The 20,848-nt window shown below is 70.4% G+C and carries 18 protein-coding genes; 7 read left to right on the top strand and 11 right to left on the bottom strand.

Going from position 1 to position 20,848, the window contains the following annotated elements:
* Positions 1-224 precede the first annotated feature (224 nt).
* On the bottom strand, positions 225-2,531 hold the full coding sequence (locus FNV62_RS30815) for a protein kinase domain-containing protein (RefSeq protein WP_143627830.1): 2,307 nt from the start codon (positions 2,529-2,531) through the stop codon (positions 225-227).
* A gap of 184 nt (positions 2,532-2,715) precedes the next feature.
* On the opposite strand from FNV62_RS30815, the gene FNV62_RS30810 reads away from it, so the two are divergent.
* Positions 2,716-3,876 (top strand): serine hydrolase domain-containing protein, encoded by a 1,161-nt coding sequence (locus FNV62_RS30810; protein ID WP_225900429.1) that lies wholly within the window; start codon positions 2,716-2,718, stop codon positions 3,874-3,876.
* A 158-nt stretch (positions 3,877-4,034) separates the two neighbouring features.
* On the opposite strand, the gene FNV62_RS30805 is transcribed toward FNV62_RS30810, so the two are convergent.
* On the bottom strand, positions 4,035-5,741 hold the full coding sequence (locus FNV62_RS30805; RefSeq protein ID WP_060901467.1) for a glycerol-3-phosphate dehydrogenase/oxidase: 1,707 nt from the start codon (positions 5,739-5,741) through the stop codon (positions 4,035-4,037).
* Between the two features lie 261 nt (positions 5,742-6,002).
* Between FNV62_RS30805 and FNV62_RS30800 the strand changes: the two genes are divergently transcribed.
* Both FNV62_RS30800 and FNV62_RS30795 read left to right on the top strand, forming a co-directional pair.
* Positions 6,003-7,211 (top strand): nucleotide sugar dehydrogenase, encoded by a 1,209-nt coding sequence (locus FNV62_RS30800; RefSeq protein ID WP_060901468.1) that lies wholly within the window; start codon positions 6,003-6,005, stop codon positions 7,209-7,211.
* A 123-nt stretch (positions 7,212-7,334) separates the two neighbouring features.
* On the top strand, positions 7,335-7,937 hold the full coding sequence (locus tag FNV62_RS30795) for a hypothetical protein (protein WP_097285893.1): 603 nt from the start codon (positions 7,335-7,337) through the stop codon (positions 7,935-7,937).
* 82 nt (positions 7,938-8,019) lie between these two features.
* Here FNV62_RS30795 and FNV62_RS30790 read toward each other — a convergent pair whose 3' ends face one another.
* From FNV62_RS30790 to FNV62_RS30775, 4 genes are all read right to left on the bottom strand, one after another.
* Entirely contained in the window at positions 8,020-9,144 is a 1,125-nt protein-coding gene (locus FNV62_RS30790) for a GuaB3 family IMP dehydrogenase-related protein (RefSeq protein ID WP_067366955.1), read from the bottom strand.
* Between the two features lie 127 nt (positions 9,145-9,271).
* Positions 9,272-10,777: an IMP dehydrogenase gene (gene guaB, locus FNV62_RS30785; RefSeq protein ID WP_060901470.1), complete on the bottom strand. Its 1,506-nt coding sequence runs from the start codon at positions 10,775-10,777 to the stop codon at positions 9,272-9,274.
* A gap of 275 nt (positions 10,778-11,052) precedes the next feature.
* On the bottom strand, positions 11,053-11,628 hold the full coding sequence (locus FNV62_RS30780) for a sigma-70 family RNA polymerase sigma factor (protein ID WP_060901477.1): 576 nt from the start codon (positions 11,626-11,628) through the stop codon (positions 11,053-11,055).
* 256 nt (positions 11,629-11,884) lie between these two features.
* Positions 11,885-12,496 carry a response regulator transcription factor gene (locus FNV62_RS30775; protein ID WP_003948568.1) on the bottom strand — a complete coding sequence of 204 codons (612 nt, stop codon included), beginning with the start codon at positions 12,494-12,496 and terminating at the stop codon, positions 11,885-11,887.
* A gap of 390 nt (positions 12,497-12,886) precedes the next feature.
* Between FNV62_RS30775 and FNV62_RS30770 the strand changes: the two genes are divergently transcribed.
* On the top strand, positions 12,887-13,219 hold the full coding sequence (locus FNV62_RS30770) for a WhiB family transcriptional regulator (protein WP_060901471.1): 333 nt from the start codon (positions 12,887-12,889) through the stop codon (positions 13,217-13,219).
* 86 nt (positions 13,220-13,305) lie between these two features.
* On the opposite strand, the gene FNV62_RS30765 is transcribed toward FNV62_RS30770, so the two are convergent.
* Positions 13,306-14,202: a LysR family transcriptional regulator gene (locus FNV62_RS30765; RefSeq protein WP_143602649.1), complete on the bottom strand. Its 897-nt coding sequence runs from the start codon at positions 14,200-14,202 to the stop codon at positions 13,306-13,308.
* A gap of 79 nt (positions 14,203-14,281) precedes the next feature.
* Here FNV62_RS30765 and FNV62_RS30760 point away from each other — a divergent pair, with 79 nt between their 5' ends.
* The 3 genes from FNV62_RS30760 to FNV62_RS30750 all read left to right on the top strand — a co-directional run bounded on the left by FNV62_RS30760 (position 14,282) and on the right by FNV62_RS30750 (position 16,633).
* The gene (locus FNV62_RS30760; RefSeq protein ID WP_143627828.1) at positions 14,282-14,950 is read left to right on the top strand and encodes an MOSC domain-containing protein; all 669 of its coding nucleotides are present in this window, start codon (positions 14,282-14,284) and stop codon (positions 14,948-14,950) included.
* A gap of 117 nt (positions 14,951-15,067) precedes the next feature.
* Complete coding sequence (locus tag FNV62_RS30755) at positions 15,068-15,841, top strand: SDR family NAD(P)-dependent oxidoreductase (RefSeq protein ID WP_060901474.1); 774 nt, start codon at positions 15,068-15,070, stop codon at positions 15,839-15,841.
* Between the two features lie 84 nt (positions 15,842-15,925).
* On the top strand, positions 15,926-16,633 hold the full coding sequence (locus tag FNV62_RS30750) for an ester cyclase (protein WP_097289144.1): 708 nt from the start codon (positions 15,926-15,928) through the stop codon (positions 16,631-16,633).
* Positions 16,634-16,739: 106 nt separating this feature from the next.
* On the opposite strand, the gene groL is transcribed toward FNV62_RS30750, so the two are convergent.
* From groL to FNV62_RS30730, 4 genes are all read right to left on the bottom strand, one after another.
* Positions 16,740-18,368 (bottom strand): chaperonin GroEL, encoded by a 1,629-nt coding sequence (groL, locus tag FNV62_RS30745; RefSeq protein WP_144315704.1) that lies wholly within the window; start codon positions 18,366-18,368, stop codon positions 16,740-16,742.
* A gap of 129 nt (positions 18,369-18,497) precedes the next feature.
* The gene (gene groES, locus FNV62_RS30740) at positions 18,498-18,806 is read right to left on the bottom strand and encodes a co-chaperone GroES (RefSeq protein ID WP_060901476.1); all 309 of its coding nucleotides are present in this window, start codon (positions 18,804-18,806) and stop codon (positions 18,498-18,500) included.
* A 273-nt stretch (positions 18,807-19,079) separates the two neighbouring features.
* Positions 19,080-19,859 (bottom strand): polysaccharide deacetylase family protein, encoded by a 780-nt coding sequence (locus FNV62_RS30735; protein ID WP_097285891.1) that lies wholly within the window; start codon positions 19,857-19,859, stop codon positions 19,080-19,082.
* Entirely contained in the window at positions 19,856-20,785 is a 930-nt protein-coding gene (locus FNV62_RS30730; protein WP_060901483.1) for a polysaccharide deacetylase family protein, read from the bottom strand. Before FNV62_RS30730 ends, FNV62_RS30735 begins: the two co-directional genes overlap by 4 nt.
* Between the last annotated feature and the right edge of the window lie 63 nt (positions 20,786-20,848).

Genomic DNA, 20,848 nt, shown 5'->3' with positions numbered 1-20,848 from the left:
ACGCCTCCCCCGGCCGCCCGGTGGTCAATTCCGTTCGCCTCGCGTCCCGTTACGGCTTCGTACGGTCCGCAACCACTCACGATACGTGCCGGAGGCAACCCGCAATGTCGGGATGCGAGATGTCACCGCCCCGTGACCGACCCCTACAACAGACACCCGGGGCGAACCGGCCCGAACCTCACGGCATGAGCACGCGGCTCACGACGTGGGCTCGGGCCCATGCCTCACGACTTCGGCTGGAACGTCGCCGTCAGTGTCTTCCAGGTGTCCTTGCGCAGCTCGCTGTCCCAGTCGGATGCCTTCGCCGTGTACATCAGCCCGTACCCGAGATGATCATTCACGACGAACCCCCGGTCGATCGACTGGTACTTCGTGCCGCCGTCCTGATAAGTGAACTCCCAGTCGGCCGTGTTCCAACCGCGGTAGTCCACCTTCTCTATGCGCACCCGCTTGTACTGCGAGCGCACCATGTACCCCTCTTGGTTCTTCCAGTCCGCCACGGGGTCGCTCTTGGGCGTGGTCGTCCAGCCGACGAGGAGCTTCTGCCCGTCGGGACCGGTGAAGCGGGCTCCCGCGTCATCCGTCGACTGGTACTTCCACCCCTTGGGCAGCCCGATCTTGAACCCCTGGCCGCCCTCGTACGTCGACACGGCGGTGGAGCCCGAGGAGCCCGACTCCTTGCCGTCGCCGCCCGTCCCGCTCGTTCCGTTCGTTGCGGCGGCGCTGCCCGACGCGTCGGTGTTCGGCGCGCTGCCCGAACTCCCGTCCCCGGCCGCCCCGGTGGCACCGTCCGTCTTGTCGCCGCTGTCGGTGTGAGAGCCGCTGGTCGCGCCCTTGCCGCCGCTGCCCGCGGTCACCCCGTTGGACGCGGCCGCCTTGGTGTCACCGCTCTTGCCGTTCTTCGCCCCGCTGTCGTCACCGCCACCGAGGGTCAGGGCCAGCACGGTGCCGATCACGGCGAGCGCCACGACCACCGCGATGATCAACAGGGTCCGCCGCGACACCACATCGGTGAGCGGTGCCCGCGGCACGGGCCGCGGCGGCCGCTCGGGCGCCACGGGCCACCCCGAGGCAGGCTTGGCCTCGCCGGTCGAACCGGTGGAGCCGGAACCTCCCGAACCCGCCGAGCCGAGAGCCCCCTTCGAGCCGACGGGACCGGAGGCAGAGCCCACTGGCGCGCCGTCACGCACGCCCGACTTCGGGGAGCCCTCCGCCGCCTTGCCACCCTGGCCGGGCGTGACCGTCCCGGACTTCGCCGCAGCCGCGGCGGGCTTCGACACGTCCACGCGCGGCGGAGCCGGGGGAGCCTTCGGAGCGACCGGAGCCGCCCCCTCCACGCCCACCGAACCGGAAGCCGCGGTACCGCCGGCACCACCCGCACCGCCCGCGGTACCCGCGCTGCTCGCACCGCCCGTCCCGCCCGCGGCGCCGGACTTCGCACGAGCCGTCGCCGCGGCGGTGGCCGCCGCCGTGGCCGCACCGGCGACCGAGGCGGCCTTCCGCACGGAACGCAGCGCTCCGCGCAGCCGCTCCCCGGCCTCCTCGCCCCGCTTGGCCCCGGATCCGCCCGAGCCGCCCGAGCCACCCGAACTCTTCTTGCCCCGGCCCTCTTCCGGCACCGGCGGCAGCACCACGACCTTCGTCGCGTCCACCGGCTCCGGCACGGTCTCCTTGGGCTCGGGGGCGTAGACCACCTCGCTGAGCATCGCCCGGGCGCGCTCGTTGTCGAGCCGCTGCGCGGGGTCCTTCACGAGCAGCCCGTAGATCACGTTCTCCAGCGGGCCCGCGTTCTTCGGCTGCTCCACCGGCTCGGTCATCACCGCGGTGAGCGTCGCGATCGCGGAACCCTTGTCGTACGGCGGCACGCCCTCGACCGACGCGTACAACAGCCCGCCCAGCGACCACAGGTCGGCCGCGGGGCCGGGCTTGTGCCCGCGCGCCCGCTCCGGCGAGATGTACGAGGGCGCGCCCACCAGCATGCCGGTCGAGGTGATCGACGGGTCGCCCTCGACCTGCGCGATGCCGAAGTCGGTCAGCACGACCCGGCCGTCGTCGGAGATCAGCACGTTCGACGGCTTCACGTCGCGGTGCAGAATGCCCTCGCGGTGCGCGGAACGCAGCACGTCGAGTATCGCGAGCCCCACCTCGGCGGCGCGCTTCGGCGTGAGCAGGCCGTCCTCGCGGATGACCTCGGCGAGCGACTTGCCCTCGACGAGCTCCATCACGATCCACGGCCGGTTGTCCTCGTCGACCACGTCGAAGACCGTCACCGCGCCGTTGTTGCGAATCCGCGCGATCGCCTTGGCCTCACGCAGGGTGCGCGTGATCAGCCGCCGCTTCTCGTCGTCATCGATGCTCGACGGGAACCGCAGCTCCTTGACGGCGACCGTGCGGCCCAGCGTTTCGTCCTGGGCCCGCCACACCGTGCCCATGCCGCCGCGGCCGAGAACATCTCCCAGCCGGTAGCGCCCGGCGAGGAGACGTTCGCTCTTGTCCTGACGGGATGCTCCCGCCCGCTCCGCCTCCGACATGCGTCCCCTCATGCAACCCGCCCTGACAGAGCCTTCATTGTCCCTCACCCGACAAGCGCTCAGCGCCCAGGGGGCCCTTCGGCCGACAAGCCCCCGACGACCGGCACGCCCCTCACCTGCGGACCACCCGCTCGTGCGCACAGGTCCGTCCCCCATGATGTGCCGCAACAAGGAAGGAACGCCGATGCCTGTGCCCCGGACACCTCGGACACTCCTGGTCATACCCGTGTCTCTGGCCGTCCTGTTGCTGGCCCCGATCGACCTGCCGCGCCTGATGCCGACCGCCGGTCCTTCCCACTCCACCACACCCTCGGCCGCCCGTCACACCCCCAGGTCCGCGACCCCGACGGGCTCACACTCCCCCGCCGCCCCGGCAACGGGCGCCACCCGTGCCCTCCGCCGTCTGCTCCCCCTTCTCGTCACCCGCGGCAAGGCTCCCGCCGCCGCGCTGCTGGCCGACGACGCCTCCGGCGCACGCTTCGCCCGCGCCGGCGAGGGCATCGCGCGCGGCGACCACTTCCGCGCGGGCAGCATCACCAAGACGTTCATCGCGACCGTGGTGCTGCAACTCGCCGCCGAGCACCGGCTGTCCCTGTCCGACGCCCTGGACGCTCATCTTCCGGGTCTGGTGCGCGGCGCGGGCAACGACGGCCGGCGTCTGACGCTGCGCTCCCTGCTCACCCACACCAGTGGCCTGTACGACTTCACCGACGACACCAAGGGCGCCGTCCCCCTCACCCCGCTCCGGGCCGTCCGCATCGCACTCACCCACCCCCCGGCCGCCCGCGGCCGCTTCGCCTACTCGAACACCAACTACGTCCTGCTCGGCATGGTCATCCGCCAGGTCACCGGCCACTCGTACGCCACCGAGGCCGAGCGCCGCATCATCAACCCCCTTCGTCTGACAGGCACCTCCTTCCCGGGCGCCCGCACCTCGCTGCCCTCCCCGCACGGCCGCGCCTACGCCGCCGACGGCACCGACGTGACCGCCCTCGACCCGCGCGTCGCCGGCGCGGCGGGTGAACTGGTCACCACGCTCGCCGACCTGAACCGCTTCTACGCGGCCCTGCTCGCGGGCGACCTGCTCCCTCCCCGCCAACTGCGCGAGATGCTCGACACCCGCACCGCACACGGCCTGTACGGCATGGGTCTGTATCCGGTGAAGCTGTCGTGCGGCACCACGGTGTGGGGGCACGACGGCCACATATCCGGCAGCTACGTGCGCACCGCGGCCACCGTCGACGGCCGTCGTGTCCTCACCTTCCGGGTGAACACGGACGGGATCGAGGACCCGGACCTCGAACCCGACCTGCTCGCCGCCGATTTCTGCCCTCGCACCCAGTAGAACGGCCGGGTTTCGAGCAAAGATCCCAGCTCACGACACCCGTTCGAGTGACATCCACGGGAACCCCCGGGAACTCCTGGGATCCCCCAGGGAACTCCTGGGACCCCCTGGAGTCCCCTGGAACTCCCGGGCAGGCCCTCGCAGACAGCAGCGCCCGATCAACGCGGCACGATGTCCGGCGCCCCCAGCCGCGCCGCGTCCGCCGTCTGGTCGTCCGGCTGACGCTGGGACTCCCGCTCGGCCTCGACCCGCTTCTCGTAGTGCTCCACCTCGCGCTCGATCTGGTCCTTGTCCCAGCCGAGGACCGGCGCCATCAGATCGGCGGCCTCGCGGGCGCTGCGCGTACCGCGGTCGAAGGTCTCGATGGAGATACGGGTGCGCCGGGTCAGCACGTCGTCCAGGTGCCGCGCGCCCTCGTGCGAGGCGGCGTAGACGATCTCGGCCTTGAGGTAGTCCTCGGCGGCCGGAAGGGGTTCGCCCAGCGCGGGGTTGGCGGCGATGAGCTCGAATATCTCCTCGGCCAGCACACCGAACCGGTTCAGCAGATGCTCCACGCGGACCACATGGAGTCCGGTGCGCTGCGCGATGCGCGCCCGCGCGTTCCACAGCGCCCGGTACCCCTCGGCCCCGAGCAGGGGGATGTCCTCGGTGACGCATTCGGCGACCCGCTGGTCGAGGCCGTGCACCGCCTCGTCGACCGCGTCCTTGGCCATCACCCGGTACGTCGTGTACTTGCCGCCCGCCACGACCACCAGTCCCGGCACCGGATGGGCCACGGTGTGCTCGCGCGAGAGCTTGCTGGTCGCGTCCGACTCGCCCGCGAGCAGCGGACGCAGTCCCGCGTACACGCCCTCCACGTCGTCGCGGGTCAAAGGCACCGAGAGCACCGAGTTCACATGCTCCAGCAGATAGTCGATGTCGGCGCTGGAGGCCGCGGGGTGGGCCTTGTCGAGGTTCCAGTCGGTGTCCGTGGTGCCGATGATCCAGTGCCGCCCCCAGGGGATCACGAAGAGGACGGACTTCTCCGTACGCAGGATCAGACCCGTCGCGGCGTTGATCCGGTCCTTCGGCACGACCAGGTGGATGCCCTTGGAGGCCCGTACGTGGAACTGGCCCCTCTCGCCCACCATGGCCTGGGTGTCGTCGGTCCACACGCCCGTGGCGTTGACGATCTGCTTGGCGTGGATCTCGTACTCCCCGCCGCCCTCGACGTCCAGCACCCTGGCGCCGACCACGCGCTCGCCCTCGCGCAGGAATCCGGTCACGCGGGCACGGTTGGCGACCTTCGCGCCGTACGCCGCCGCCGTGCGCACCAACGTGGCCACATAACGGGCGTCGTCCACCTGCGCGTCGTAGTACTGCAACGCGCCGACCAGCGCGTCCTTCTTCAAGGCGGGTGCTATGCGCAGGGCGTGGGCGCGCGTCAGATGACGGTGGGCGGGCAGTCCGCGTCCATGTCCGCTCGTCATCGACATGGCGTCGTACAGCGCGACGCCCGATCCCGCGTACAGCCGCTCCCAGCCCTTGTGCTGGAGCGGATAGAGGAAGGGCACCGGCTTCACCAGGTGCGGTGCCAGGCGTTCCAGAAGGAGTCCACGCTCCTTCAGGGCCTCGCGCACGAGGGCGAAGTCGAGCATCTCGAGATAGCGCAGGCCGCCGTGGATCAGCTTGCTGGACCTGCTGGAGGTGCCCGACGCCCAGTCGCGCGCCTCGACCAGACCCGTGGACAGGCCGCGCGTCACGGCGTCGAGCGCCGTCCCCGCACCGACCACGCCCGCGCCCACCACCAGCACATCCAGCTCACGCTCGGCCATTCCCGCCAGGGACTCGGCACGTTCCGCCGGCCCCAGTTTCGCTGTCCTCACCGCTGCCTCCCGCTGTCTGTCGCGCTGGCCGCACCTGTCCGGCGACGCCCGGCTCACGTCCCCCTGCCCCAAAGTCTGACCGCGATGTCCCTCATCGGCCACCACGCGCCCCCAGCCTGTGGACAACACTCCCGGAAACTCGCCCGCCCAATACCGCGAATCGGTCATATTTACTCCTAGTCTGACATTGCGCTCGCCCGTTCTGTCCACAGGGCTTGCGCACCTGTCCCGCTTCGGTTACTGGGAAGGACGGCCCACGCCATGCCCGCAGATCTCGCCGTCATCGGACTCGGACATCTCGGCCTGCCCCTGGCCCAGGCCGCCGTCGCCGCCGGCATCCCCACGCTCGGCTACAAGACCGGGCCGGAAGGCGGCTCACTCACCCCGGCCGAACTGCGCCGGATGCTCTCGGGGGGCTTCCGGCCGACCACCAACCCCGCCGAACTCGGCCGCGTCCGCACCGCCGTCATCTGCGCCCCGACCCCACCCGTCCCGGACGGCACCCCCGACCTGGGCCAAGTGGCCTCGGCCGCCCGCACCCTGGCCGAACGGCTGCGCCCGCACACCACCGTGATCCTGGAGTCGCCGGTCCACCCCGGCACCACCGAGGACTTCCTGCGCCCGCTCCTCGAAGAGGGCTCGGGTCTGCGCGCGGGGCGCGACTTCCACCTCGCGTACTCACCCAGCCGCGTCGATCCCGGCAACCGCGACTTCACCCCCGCCAACACCCCCAAGGTCATCGGCGGCCTCACCCCCGCCTGCACCGAGTCGGCCGCCGCCTTCTACGGGCGCCTCACCGACAAGGTCGTACGCGCGCGTGGCCCCCGCGAGGCGGAGACCGTGCAGCTCCTGGAGAACAACTACCGGCACGTCAACATCGCCCTGGTCAACGAGATGGCCGTGCTCTGCCACGACCTGGGCGTCGACGTGTGGGACGTCATCCGCTGCGCCGAGACCAAGCCGTTCGGATTCCAGGCGTTCCGGCCGGGGCCGGGCGTCGGCGGCCACGGCATCGCCCAGGACCTGGCGGGCCACTCGGGCCGCACCCTCCGAATGGTCGAACTGGCCCAGCAGGTCAACAGCCACATGCCGCGGTACGTCATCCAGCGCGCCGCCACGCTCCTCAACGAACACGGGAAATCGGCCCGCGCCGCGCGCGTGCTCCTCCTCGGCGTCACCTACAAGCCCGATCTCGCCGACCAACAGGGCACGCCCGCCCACGAGATCGCCCTGCGTCTGATGGAGCTCGGCGCGACCGTCAGCTACCACGACCCGCACATCCCGGCCTGGAACGTCCTCGGCCGCCCCGTCCCGCGCGCCGACTCCCTCTACGAGGCCGCCGCCGACGCCGATCTCACGATCCTGCTCCAACAGCACCGCACGTACGACCTCCAGGGGCTCTCCGTGAAGGCCCAGCTCCTGCTGGACACCAGGGGAGCGACCCCGACCGGAGCCGCGCACCGGCTCTGACCCCTGCGAAACCCCTGGACGGGATGTCACTGCCGACTGCTACTGTGCGTCAGCTCTCGCACACCAGTGCGCCCGTGTCCCGGGCGCTCCCAGGTGTGCGCTCACATCCCTGGGGGGAACCACATGAGTCAGTCGTCTCCGCCGCCGTCCGGTCCACCGGTCGACAACCCGTACGCGGACCAGAACCCGTACGCCGACCAGTCGGGCCGGCCGCCCGCGCCGCCGCAGGAGACGGCCCAGGCCGGGTTCCCGCAGCAGGGTGCCCCGCAGGGCGCACCCCAGCCGGGCTTCCCGATGGCCCCCGTCGCCCCGGCCGCTCCGGTGCGCGACAAGCTCGGGCTCGGCCTCGCGGCCGCCGTCGGTGCCGCCCTGGTCGCGGCGGGCGTCTACGGAGTCGTCATCGGCCTCACCAAGCACGAGATCGGCTGGGCGGCCGTCGGCGTCGGCTTCCTGATCGGCCTCGCCGCGGGCCGCGTCGGCGGACGCAACCCGATCCTGCCGATCGCCAGCGTGATCCTTTCGGCGGCCTCGGTCTACCTCGGCCAGCTGGTCGGCGAGGCCATGCTCGGCGCCAAGGAGGTCGGCGTCGGCTTCAACGAGATCTTCTTCCACCACTTCGGTGTGGTCCAGGAAGCCTGGAAGGCCCAGGCCGACCCGCTGACCTTCCTCTTCTTCGCCATCGCCGCGTACGCGGCCTTCTCCGGCGCCAAGAAGGCCGGTCAGTAACCCGGCCCGGTATGCGCGAGGGCCCGCCCACCTCATGGTGGACGGGCCCTTCGGCGTCGTACGAGCCGCCGTACCGCTCCCGCTAGCGCTTGTGCTGGGAGTCCGCGACCGTCACCTCGACGCGCTGGAACTCCTTGAGCTCGCTGTAGCCGGTGGTGGCCATGGCGCGGCGGAGGGCGCCGAAGATGTTCATGGAGCCGTCGGGGATGTGCGAGGGCCCGGTGAGGATCTCCTCGATGGTCCCGACGGTGCCGAGGTCGACCTTCTTGCCGCGCGGCAGCTCCTCGTTGACCGCTTCCATGCCCCAGTGGTGGCCCCTGCCGGGCGCGTCCGTGGCGCGGGCCAGCGGGGAGCCCATCATCACCGAGTCGGCGCCGCAGGCGATCGCCTTGGGGAGGTCGCCGGACCAGCCGACACCGCCGTCCGCGATCACGTGCACATAGCGGCCGCCGGACTCGTCCATGTAGTCGCGGCGGGCCGCGGCCACGTCGGCGACGGCGGTCGCCATCGGGACCTGGATGCCCAGCACGTTGCGCGTGGTGTGCGCGGCGCCGCCGCCGAAGCCGACCAGGACACCGGCCGCGCCCGTGCGCATCAGGTGCAGCGCCGCCGTGTACGTGGCGCAGCCGCCGACGATCACGGGGACGTCGAGCTCGTAGATGAACTGCTTCAGGTTCAGCGGTTCGGCGGCACCGGAGACGTGCTCCGCGGAGACCGTCGTACCGCGGATGACGAAGATGTCCACGCCCGCGTCGACGACGGCCTTGGAGAACTGGGCCGTGCGCTGCGGCGACAGGGCGGCCGCGGTGACGACGCCCGAGTCGCGCACCTCCTTGATGCGCTGCCCGATCAGCTCCTCCTTGATGGGAGCGGCGTAGATCTCCTGGAGTCGGCGGGTCGCGGTGTCGGCGTCCAGCTCGGCGATCTCGTCGAGCAGCGGCTGCGGGTCCTCGTACCGCGTCCACAGGCCTTCGAGGTTCAGTACGCCCAGGCCGCCCAGCTCGCCGATGCGGATCGCGGTGGCCGGGGAGACGACCGAGTCCATCGGGGCCGCCAGGAACGGCAGCTCGAAGCGGTAGGCGTCGATCTGCCAGGCGATCGAGACCTCCTTCGGGTCTCGCGTACGGCGGCTCGGGACGACGGCGATGTCGTCGAAGGCGTACGCCCGGCGGCCGCGCTTGCCGCGCCCGATCTCGATCTCAGTCACGTGTGTGGCCTTTCCCTCTTCGTTTCTGCGCCTCCCAGTATCCCCGACGCCTACGACAAGGGCGGCCCCGGAACCTCCGGGACCGCCCTCACGTACACGTACGGCCAGTCGTCAGTACAGGTGACGGCTAGTCGTTACGGCTGTAGTTCGGCGCCTCGACCGTCATCTGGATGTCGTGCGGGTGGCTCTCCTTGAGGCCCGCCGAGGTGATCCGGACGAACCGGCCCTTGGACTCCATCTCGTCGATGGTGGCGGCGCCCACGTACCCCATGGTCTGGCGCAGACCACCGACGAGCTGGTGCAGCACGTTGGCCAGCGGGCCGCGGTAGGGCACCTGGCCCTCGATGCCCTCGGGCACGAGCTTGTCGTCGGAGGCCACGTCCGCCTGGAAGTAGCGGTCCTTCGAGTACGACCTGCCCTGGCCCCGGGACTGCATGGCGCCGAGGGAGCCCATGCCGCGGTACGACTTGAACTGCTTGCCGTTGATGAAGAGCAGCTCGCCGGGCGACTCCTCACAGCCCGCCAGGAGGCTGCCGAGCATCACCGTGTCAGCGCCGGCGGCCAGCGCCTTGCCGATGTCGCCGGAGTACTGCAGACCGCCGTCGCCGATCACCGGGACACCCGCGGCACGGGCCGCGAGGGCCGCTTCGTAGATGGCGGTGACCTGCGGGACGCCGATGCCGGCGACCACACGGGTGGTACAGATCGAGCCGGGGCCCACGCCCACCTTGACGCCGTCGACGCCGGCGTCGATCAGTGCCTGGGCACCGTCACGGGTGGCGACGTTGCCGCCGATCACGTCGACGTGCACGCTCGACTTGATCTTCGCCATCCAGTTGAGCGCGTTGCTGTTGTGCCCGTGCGAGGTGTCGACGATCAGGAAGTCCACCCCGGCCTCGGCCAGCGCCTGAGCGCGCTCCAGCGCCTCGGGGCTGGCGCCGACGGCGGCACCCACCAGCAGCCGGCCCTCGGCGTCCTTCGCGGCGTTCGGGTACTTCTCGGCCTTCACGAAGTCCTTGACCGTGATGAGGCCCTTGAGGACGCCCGCGTCGTCGACCAGCGGAAGCTTCTCGATCTTGTGGCGGCGCAGCAGTTCCATGGCGTCGGTGCCGGAGATGCCGACCTTGCCGGTGACCAGGGGCATCGGCGTCATGACCTCGCGCACCTGGCGCGAACGGTCGGTCTCGAAGGCCATGTCACGGTTGGTGACGATGCCGAGCAGCTTGCCGCCGCCGTCGGTGACGGGGACACCGCTGATGCGGAACTTGGCACACAGGGCGTCGGCCTCGGCCAGCGTCGCGTCCGGGTGCACCGTGATCGGGTCGGTGACCATGCCGGACTCGGAGCGCTTCACCAGGTCGACCTGGTTGACCTGGTCCTCGATGGAGAGGTTGCGGTGCAGTACACCGACGCCTCCCTGCCGGGCCATGGCGATCGCCATGCGCGACTCGGTCACCTTGTCCATCGCCGCGGAGAGCAGCGGGATGTTCACACGTACGTTGCGGGAGATACGCGACGAGGTGTCGACCGCGTTGGGCAGCACCTCGGAGGCGCCCGGCAGCAGCAGCACGTCGTCGTAGGTCAGCCCGAGTGTCGCGAATTTGGCGGGCACTCCGTCGACGTTGGCAGTCATGACACCTTCCCCAAATGGCCTTGATCGGTGCGGATGTCCATGCTAACGGGAAGCGAGGGTCTCCCATTCCACGGTTCGGATCGCCCTCGGGCTTCGTAGGTTCGTACGGGCGGGGTGGCGACGCCGTTCAGTTGTGGCCTGGGCCCGGTCCCCGCGGCGGAACGACGCGAACCCCACGCCTGCCAAAAAACCGGTCCGCCCCTTGGGAGGGCGGACCCGTCGCGCCGGCCGAAGCGTCTCCGGAGGTCCCGGTGGCGGCGGCCCCTGAGAGCCGCCTACTGCTCCGCCAGCGCCCGCAACCGGCTCAGCGCGCGGTGCTGGGCCACCCGAACGGCGCCCGGTGACATTCCCAACATCTGGCCCGTCTCCTCGGCCGTGAGGCCCACCGCGATGCGCAGCAGAAGCAGCTCGCGCTGGTTCTCGGGGAGGTTGGCCAGGAGTTTCTTGGCCCACTCGGCGTCGCTGCTGAGGAGAGCGCGCTCCTCCGGGCCGAGGGAGTCGTCGGGGCGCTCGGGCATCTCGTCCGAGGGAACCGCCGTCGAACCGGGGTGGCGCATCGCGGCGCGCTGCAGGTCGGCGACCTTGTGCGCGGCGATGGCGAAGACGAACGCCTCGAAGGGGCGCCCGGTGTCCTTGTAGCGCGGCAGTGCGAGGAGCACCGCTACGCAGACCTCCTGGGCCAGGTCCTCGACGAAGTGCCGCGCGTCGCCCGGAAGCCGGGAGAGGCGGGTGCGGCAGTAGCGCAACGCCAAGGGATGTACATGCGCGAGCAGGTCGTGCGTGGCCTGCTCGTCGCCGTCGACCGCGCGATGGACGAGCGCACCGATCACCGTCGTCTCGTCGTCGCGCATCGGTCCATGGTGCCTTGGCGTCGTCTTGTCCGTGGCACCGCGTCCGTAGTTGTGCACCGAAGCGTTATGAGCAGGTGCGCCGGAACTCATCTCCTGCGCCCTCCCCTTCCGCTCGACCGACTCGTCCCCGAGGAACTCCACACCTCAAGCATGCGGCATCCGCGGCGAAACGAGCAGCGGGCACTCGGCGGGCGCTGTTGTCGGCCCCGCCCACCATGAGGTAGGCGGGGTGCGTCGTACCCCCGCGACGGCTCACCTAACGAACCAGACCCCACCGGAAACCGAGCGCCACGGCGTGCGCGCGGTCCGAGGCGCCGAGCTTCTTGAAGAGCCGCCGGGCGTGCGTCTTCACGGTGTCCTCGGAGAGGAACAGCTCTCGGCCGATCTCGGCGTTGGAGCGGCCGTGACTCATGCCTTCCAGCACCTGGATCTCACGCGCCGTGAGCGTCGGCGCCGCGCCCATCTCGGCCGACCGCAGTCTGCGCGGGGCGAGCCGCCAGGTGGGGTCGGCGAGCGCCTGGGTCACGGTCGCGCGCAGCTCGGCGCGGGAGGCGTCCTTGTGCAGATAGCCGCGGGCCCCGGCGGCGACGGCGAGCGCCACACCGTCCAGGTCCTCGGCCACGGTGAGCATGATGATGCGCGCACCGGGGTCGGCGGACAGCAGCCGCCGAACGGTCTCGACGCCACCCAGTCCGGGCATGCGTACGTCCATCAGAATCAGGTCCGAGCGGTCGGCACCCCAGCGGCGGAGGACTTCCTCGCCGTTGGCTGCCGTCGTCACGCGCTCGACGCCGGGCACGGTCGCCACCGCTCGGCGGAGCGCCTCTCGGGCAAGCGGGGAGTCGTCGCAGACGAGGACGGATGTCATGGCCGCCCTCCGCAGCTGATGCGCGTCACCTTGAGCCTCCAGGCTGGTACGAATCGTCATCTGTGCGGTCGACACTCGCCGACGGAACTGCCGTCTGCCCGAGCGCTTGTTCCTTCAACCGCCTCCGCACTCTCAACGATGGTCACTCGAAAGAGTTACGGGGCAGTCGGTCGCCTTCGGCACTCTACGTGAGGGCGTGGACACGAGGCAGACATGCGCAACGGACCCTCAACGTTTCATCACAACCTATGCCCCATTCAGCCTGTTTTCTTCCCCTTTGCTGGTGTCTGCGGCTAGATTCGCAATGAGTCATATTTTCATCTCCTTAGATCGTAGATGTACGGTCGGTGGGCACAGAGCAGCCCAGAACGGCAACAAGGGGACAAAGCAATGGCAGATTTCTCCCGCCTTCCCGGTCCGAACGCGGACCTCTGGGACTGGCAGCTCCTCGCGGCCTGCCGCGGGGTCGACAGCTCGCTCTTCTTCCACCCGGAGGGCGAGCGCGGTGCGGCACGGAGCGCTCGCGAGAACTCGGCCAAAGAGGTCTGCATGCGATGCCCGGTACGCGCCCAGTGCGCTGCGCACGCCCTGGCGGTGCGCGAACCGTACGGCGTATGGGGCGGCCTGACCGAGGACGAGCGCGAGGAACTCATGGGGCGGGCGCGCAACCGGCTGGTGGCGGCGTCGACCACCGGGAGCGGCGATCCCGCTTCGAACAACTGAAGGAACGTTTCTGCTTTTCCGTCCACTGTCGGGCACGCGCACGCGTGCCCATGCTTTTTGGCGGCGTCAGCCGCTTTTGGGCGGCGTCAGCGGCTCGCGGCCCGCGCCAGTTGGTCGAGCGTCGCCGCCACCGCCGGCACCTGTGCCAGGTCCGGCAGGGTGAGTGCGACGATCTCGCGCCGCACCGGCGGCTCCACCGTCACGGTGCGTGCACCCTTGGGGCGTACGGACTCGATCGCGAGCTCGGGCAGGACCGCGACCCCGAGGCCCGCGCCGACCAGCCCGACCACGGCCGGGTAGTCGTCGGTGGCGAAGTCGATGCGGGGCACGAAGCCCGCGGCGCGGCAGACCTCCACCAGTTGTCCGCGACAGCGCGGGCAGCCCGCGATCCACGGCTCCCCGGCGAGTTCGGCGATCGCGACCGATCCGGCCCGCGCGAGCCGGTGCTTCTCGGGGACCAGCCCGACGAGCCGGTCCCGCAGCAGGGGCCGCACGACCAGGTCGTCCCACTCCTCGGCACCCGCGGCTCCCTCGTAGCGGAACGCGAGGGCGATGTCGCAGTCCCCGGCCCGGAGCTTCTCGACGGACTGCGGCGGCTCGGCCTCCTCCAGCGAGACCCGGGTGCCGGGATGCGCGGCGCGCAGCGCGGCGAGGGCCGTGGGGACGAGCGTGGAACTGCCGCTGGGGAAGGAGACGAGCCGGACCCGGCCCGCGCGCAGGCCCGCGATCGCGGCGACCTCCTCCTCGGCCGCGGTCAGACCCGCGATGATGCCCGCCGCGTGCCGGACCAGCGCCTCGCCCGCCTGGGTGAGGCGCATCTCGCGGCCGGTGCGGACGAGCAGCGGGGTGCCTACGGACGATTCGAGCGCCTTCATCTGCTGGCTGACGGCGGGCTGGGTGCAGCCCAGTTCACGTCCCGCCGCCGAGAAGGAGCCGGTGGCGGCGACGGCGCGCAGGACACGGAGATGACGGGCCTCGATCACCGTCCGAGCATAAGTGAGTCTTGGGTACGGCGGCGAATATTGCGTCGCCGCTTTGGTTCTCATCGCCTAGCGTGCTGCCATGAAGCTTCTGTCCCTGAACATCGGCCGCCCTCGGGCCGTCCCGTACACGGACCAGCCCGAGGGCGTGACCGGCATCGACAAGCGACCGGTGGACGGGCCGGTGCGGGTGACGGCGCCCGGGCCCAAGGGGGTCGGCGCGAGCGGCCTCGCCGGGGACGCGGTGTGCGACCTGCGCCATCACGGCGGGAACGACCAGGCGGTGTACGCGGTCGCCCGCGAGGACCTCGACGACTGGGGGCGCGAGCTCGGCCGGCCGCTGGCGAGCGGCGCGTTCGGCGAGAACCTCACGACCCAGGGGCTCGACGTGTCCGGGGCGCGGATCGGCGAACGCTGGCGCGTCGGCTCCGAGGTGGTCCTCGAAGTCACCTGCGGGCGCATCCCCTGCCGTACGTTCCAGGGGCACCTCGGTGAGCAGCGCTGGGTGAAGCGGTTCACCCAGAAGGGCGCGCCCGGCGCCTATCTGCGGGTGATCGAGCCGGGCGACATACGGGCGGGCGACCCGATCGAGGTCGTGCACCGGCCCGACCACGAGGTGACGGTCGCCCTCGCCTTCCGCGCCGAGACGACCGAACGGGCACTGCTGACAAGGGTGTTGGCCGCGGGCGACGCGCTGCACCCGGAGTTGCTGGAGATGGCGGAGAAGTACGTGGCACGGCACAGCGGCTAGCCGCTCGGAGCGGGGGCGCGGGGCGGGGCGTCCGGGGCGTGCGGGGAACTCGTGGAGCGAGGTGGGCGTTGGGTGGCGGGCGCGCGGCCCGGCTGGTCAGGTCACTAGCCTTGGGTCATGACAACGGCTCTGATTACGGGATCGACCGCGGGCATCGGCGCCGCCTTCGCGCGGCGGCTGGCGGCTGACGGGCACAACCTCGTGCTGGTGGCGCGCGACACCAAGCGGCTGGGCGAGCAGGCGACCGAACTGCACGACCGGCACGGCATCGAGGCGGAGGTACTGACCGCCGACCTGTCGACGGACGAGGGCATCGATGCGGTGGCCGCCCGCCTCTCCGACCGCAAGAACCCGGTCGACCTGCTGATCAACAACGCGGGCTTCGGCAACAAGGGCCACTATCTCGAGGTGTCGATGGCCGACGAGCTGACGATGCTCAAGGTGCACTGCGAGGCGGTGCTGCGGTTGACGTCGGCGGCGACCGAGGCCATGCGGGAGCGCGGCCGGGGCGGAGTCGTCAACGTCGCGTCGGTGGCCGCGTTCGTGCCGCGGGGTACGTACGGGGCCTCCAAGGCGTGGGTCGTGCAGTTCACGCAGGGCGCGGCGCGGGATCTGGCGGGCAGCGGCGTACGGCTGATGGCGCTGGCCCCCGGCTTCGTCCGCACCGAGTTCCACCAGCGGGCCGGGATGGGCACGGACAACATCCCGAACTGGATGTGGCTGGATGCGGACAAGCTGGTCGCGGCGGCGCTCGCGGACCTGGCCCGCGGCAAGTCGCTGTCCATCCCCGACCCCCGCTACAAGGCGCTGATGGGCCTGGTGAAGGTGGCGCCGCGAGGACTGCTGGGCGGGATCACGTCGAAGACGGGCCGGAAGTACGGCCCCCAGTAGGGGCCACCGCGCAGTGGGTGGTGTCGTCCCTCCGGTGGGAAACTGAGGGTGTTCAACCGGACCCAGGGGGCCGGAGGCGACGCCATGACATTCGTACAGCTCATCGATTGCAGGACCAGCCGGTTCGACGAGATGAACCAGCTGATGGACACATGGGTCGAGAGGACCAGGGGCAAGCGGACCGCGACGCACAGTGTGATCGGCAAGGACCGCTCCGACGCGACCCACTTCGTGGAGATCGTGGAGTTCCCCTCGTTCGAGGAGGCGATGCGGAACTCGAACCTCCCCGAGACCGACAGGATCTTCCAGGAGATGGTCGCGCTCTGCGACGGACTGCCGACGTTCACCGACCTGGACGTGGTGCGGGACGAGCAGTTGTTCGCGGCCAACATCCGCAGGTTCTTCGAGACGTTGGCCGGCCCGGGTGAACTGCCGCCGCTCAACGGTCTGATGGTGGAGAGCTACCACGACCACGATCCCGCCAACGAGCAGGACACCATCGGCCTCGACGCGATGCGGCGCGAGATCGAGATGTGGCGCGGCGGTTTCGACTTCACGTTCACCGTCGAGGACCAGCTCACCCAGGGCGACCGGGTCTGCACCCGGTGGGCCTGGAACGGCACCCACAAGGGCGACTTCATGGGGATCCCGGCGACCGGGAAACAGGTCACCATGACCGGCACGACCGTCTTCCGCTGCCGGGAGGACGGGAAGATCGCCGAGGGCTGGTGGCAGTACGACCGGCTGGGGCTGTTGGCTCAACTGGGGGCGCTGGACGCGCTGGAGCAGTAGTGCGGTGGTCGGTGACGCGGTAGCCGGTACGCGGTAGACGGTGGTGCCGCGTACGGGAGAAGCCCCCGTTCCGTGCGGAACGGGGGCTTCTTCGGGAGTACGAGACTCAGTGGGAGTGCCCGTGGCCGTGGCCGTGACCGGCGTCGGCCTCCTCCTCGGCCGGCTTCTCGACGACCAGGGTCTCGGTCGTGAGGAGCAGGGAGGCGATGGAGGCGGCGTTCTCCAGGGCGGAGCGGGTGACCTTGACCGGGTCGATGACACCGGACTTGACCAGGTCGCCGTACTCGCCGGTGGCCGCGTTGAAGCCCTGGCCCTTGTCGAGCTCGGCGACCTTGGAGGTGATGACGTAACCCTCCAGGCCGGCGTTCTCGGCGATCCAGCGCAGCGGCTCGACGGCGGCCTTGCGGACGACCGCGACACCCGTGGCCTCGTCGCCGGTCTTGCCGAGGTTGCCCTCGAGGATCTTCACGGCGTGGACGAGCGCGGAGCCACCACCGGAGACGATGCCCTCCTCGACCGCGGCGCGGGTCGCGGAGATGGCGTCCTCCAGACGGTGCTTCTTCTCCTTGAGCTCGACCTCGGTGGCGGCGCCGACCTTGATCACGCACACGCCGCCGGCCAGCTTCGCGAGGCGCTCCTGGAGCTTCTCGCGGTCCCAGTCGGAGTCGGTGTTCTCGATCTCGGCCTTGATCTGGTTGACCCGGCCGAGGACCTCCTCGGAGTTGCCGCCACCGTCGACGATGGTGGTGTCGTCCTTGGTGACGGTCACACGGCGGGCGCTGCCGAGCACGTCCAGACCGACCTGGTCGAGCTTGAGGCCGACCTCCTCGGCGATGACCTGACCACCGGTGAGGGTGGCGATGTCGCCGAGCATGGCCTTGCGGCGGTCACCGAAGCCGGGGGCCTTCACGGCGACGGCGTTGAACGTGCCGCGGATCTTGTTCACGACCAGGGTCGACAGGGCCTCGCCCTCGACGTCCTCGGCGATGATCAGCAGCGGCCGGGAGGCGTTGGACTGGATGACCCTCTCCAGCAGCGGCAGCAGGTCCTGGATGGAGCTGATCTTGCCCTGGTGGATGAGGATGTACGGGTCGTCGAGGACGGCCTCCATACGCTCCTGGTCGGACACCATGTACGGGGACAGGTAGCCCTTGTCGAAGGCCATGCCCTCGGTGAAGTCCAGCTCCAGGCCGAAGGTGTTGGACTCCTCGACGGTGATGACACCGTCCTTGCCGACCTTGTCCATCGCCTCGGCGATGAGCTCGCCGACCTGCGGGTCCTGGGCGGACAGCGCGGCGACGGCGGCGATGTCCGACTTCTCCTCGATCGGGCGCGCGGTGGCGAGGAGCTCGTCCGAGACCGCCTTGACGGCCGCGTCGATGCCCTTCTTCAGCAGCGCCGGGGAGGCACCCGCGGCGACGTTCTTCAGGCCCTCGCGGACGAGCGCCTGGGCCAGCACGGTGGCGGTGGTCGTACCGTCACCCGCGATGTCGTTGGTCTTGGTCGCCACCTCCTTCACCAGCTGGGCGCCGAGGTTCTCGTACGGGTCGTCGAGCTCGACCTCGCGGGCGATGGTGACACCGTCGTTGGTGATGGTGGGTGCGCCGAACTTCTTGTCGATGACGACGTTGCGGCCCTTGGGGCCGATCGTCACCTTCACCGTGTCGGCAAGCTTGTTGACGCCGCGCTCGAGGGCGCGACGGGCGTCCTCGTCGAACTTCAGGATCTTCGCCATGGGAGCGATTCAGCCCTCTCGGAAAACTGGGGTGAACGAACCGCGCCCCCGACGCCCGGCTGGTTATGGTCGCGGGGGCCAGGGGCGCAGTTCACTGCAAAACTGGGTGGAACGGTGAAGCTCGGCGAACTACTTCTCGATGATCGCGAGCACGTCGCGAGCCGAGAGAACGAGGTACTCCTCGCCGTTGTACTTCACCTCGGTGCCGCCGTACTTGCTGTACAGCACGATGTCGCCGGTGCTGACGTCGAGCGGCAGGCGCTCGCCGTTCTCGAAGCGGCCCGGGCCCACGGCGAGGACGACGCCCTCCTGGGGCTTCTCCTTCGCGGTGTCCGGGATGACCAGGCCAGAAGCCGTGGTCTGCTCGGCGTCCAGCGGCTGGACCACAACACGGTCCTCGAGCGGCTTGATGGCAACCTTGGAGCTGGTGGTCGTCACGATCCGACCTCCCCCTTCGGAGATCTCACGGGGTTAACTGTCTGAGGTGGCGACCAGGTGGATCCGTCGTCGCGGGTGCCGGACCTGCCCGTCGCTATTGGCACTCTCCAGGGGGGAGTGCCAGGGCCGAGACTATGACCGCGGTTAGCACTCGGTCAAGCGGAGTGCCAAAGCGTCCGGCGTGGCGTGGGGTTTTTGGGCACCCAGCGCGCGTGTCGGCGCGCCCGGGGCGCACGGCGCGAGCCACCCTCAAGCCCTTGCCCTCTCGAAGGTCTAGAGGTAGTTCTCCAGGCGCGCCGGTGTGAAGCCCTCCGCCTGGATGCGCCGCAGGAGTCTGATCGTCGCCTCCGTGAGGTTGGGTTCCTCGAAGCCGGAGAGGATGTCACCCGGTCGCAGACGGCGGGCGTCGGGCTCCCGGCCGAGGACGACGGCCGCGACCCCGCAGTCGGCGGCGGCGTGCAGCGTGGTGGTGTCGTAGGTGCCGTAGGGGGGACGGAAGAGCCGGGGGCGGACGCCGAAGCGGGCCTTGAGCTTCTCCTGCTGGCCACAGATCTCGGCCCGCTGGCCCGCGTAGGGCAGTCCCCGCAGCGAGGCGTGGTGCAGGGTGTGGTTCTGCACGCTCGCGCCTACCGTCCGCAGCTGGGCGAAGTGCCCGTACCCCGGCCCGACGACACTGTCCGTGAGGAACATGCTGACCGGCAGCCGCAGTTCACGGACCATGTCGACGAACCGCGGGTCGCGCTCGGCACCGTCGTCGTACGTCAGGAAGACCACCTTGTCGCGGGTGTGTACGCGGTCCACGACGGGGGCCAGCCCCGGCGCCGCGCCGCGGAGGGCGGGCCGGGCGGGTTGCCGCGGCGCGGCGGCGAGCGGGGTGGGCAGCCCCCAGTGCCGGTACGTCGCCGGGGTCGGGCCGTTCGGCCTGGACCTGCGCACCTCCTGCGCGGCCTTCTTGCCCAGCCGTTCGATCGGGTCGACGGACTGGGCACAGCCGGTGCAGTTGGTCAGGAGCGCCGCGGTGAGCGCCCCCGCGACCAGCGCCCGCGTTCTCACAGGTAGTCCTCCAGCCGTGCCACCGCGTACCCCTTGTCGGTGACCAGCTTCAGGAAGCGGCGGATCATGTCGGGCATGGTGCCGTCCCAGTCCTCCCTGCCGCGGAAGTGGGTGAGGACGATGTCGCCGGGGTGCAGGTCGCGGTCCCAGTCGCGGTACTCCCAGTGGTCGACGAAGACCTCCTCGTCCCAGATCGGCGCGTACTTGATGCCGCAGGACTTGGCGGCACGCAGGGTGTCCTGGTTGTAGTTGCCGTAGGGCGGTCTGAAGACCTTCGGACGCTTGCCGAACTGCTTCTCCATGATGTCCTGCATGCCGCAGATCTCGTCCCGCTGCTCCTCGTACGACAGCCCCGGCAGGTAGGGGTGGGTGAGGGTGTGGTTGTTGAGGGTGACGCCCCGGTCGCGCATCTTCCGGAAGTACCCGTAGTCGTCCTTGACCAGGTAGTTGCTCAGGAATGCGGTGTACGGGATCTTCAGGTCGCTCATCATCCTGAGGAACGCCGGGTCCTTCTCGGAGCCGTCGTCGATGGTGAGGAAGACGACCTTGTCCTTGGTGGGAACGGTCGTGAAGACCGGCGGCAGGCCGAGCTCTTCCTGATCGGTGACCTCGAAACCGTCGCGGGGTCCGATGACCGGCTTCCTCGCCGGGGCCGGCGGCGCGGCCAACGGGACCTTCGCGAGCCCCCAGTGCTTGGCCGCGACGGCCCGGGCGGCCTGCTGCGCGCGGAGTCTGGCGGCGTAGGAGTCGAGAGCGCGGGCCGGGGGCGCGTGCAGCGCCTGCTGGGGTCCCTCGACGGGACGGGCGCCGTTGGTGTCGTCGTCGGCGCAACCGGACGCGAGGGCGGCGACGGCGAGGACGGCCACCCCGCCCCACACGCGCGCCCTCTTTGCGTTGTTTTTGTACTTTTGTCGTACTGGTCGCATGGTGTCGGATCCTCGCAGGCCACCGCTCGTCCGGGGCTCCGACACCGCGACCGGGGGCGCACC

Source organism: Streptomyces sp. RLB3-17 (assembly GCF_007113425.2).
GTDB lineage: Bacteria > Actinomycetota > Actinomycetes > Streptomycetales > Streptomycetaceae > Streptomyces > Streptomyces mirabilis_D.
This window is presented reverse-complemented; position numbering and strand designations above follow the sequence as displayed.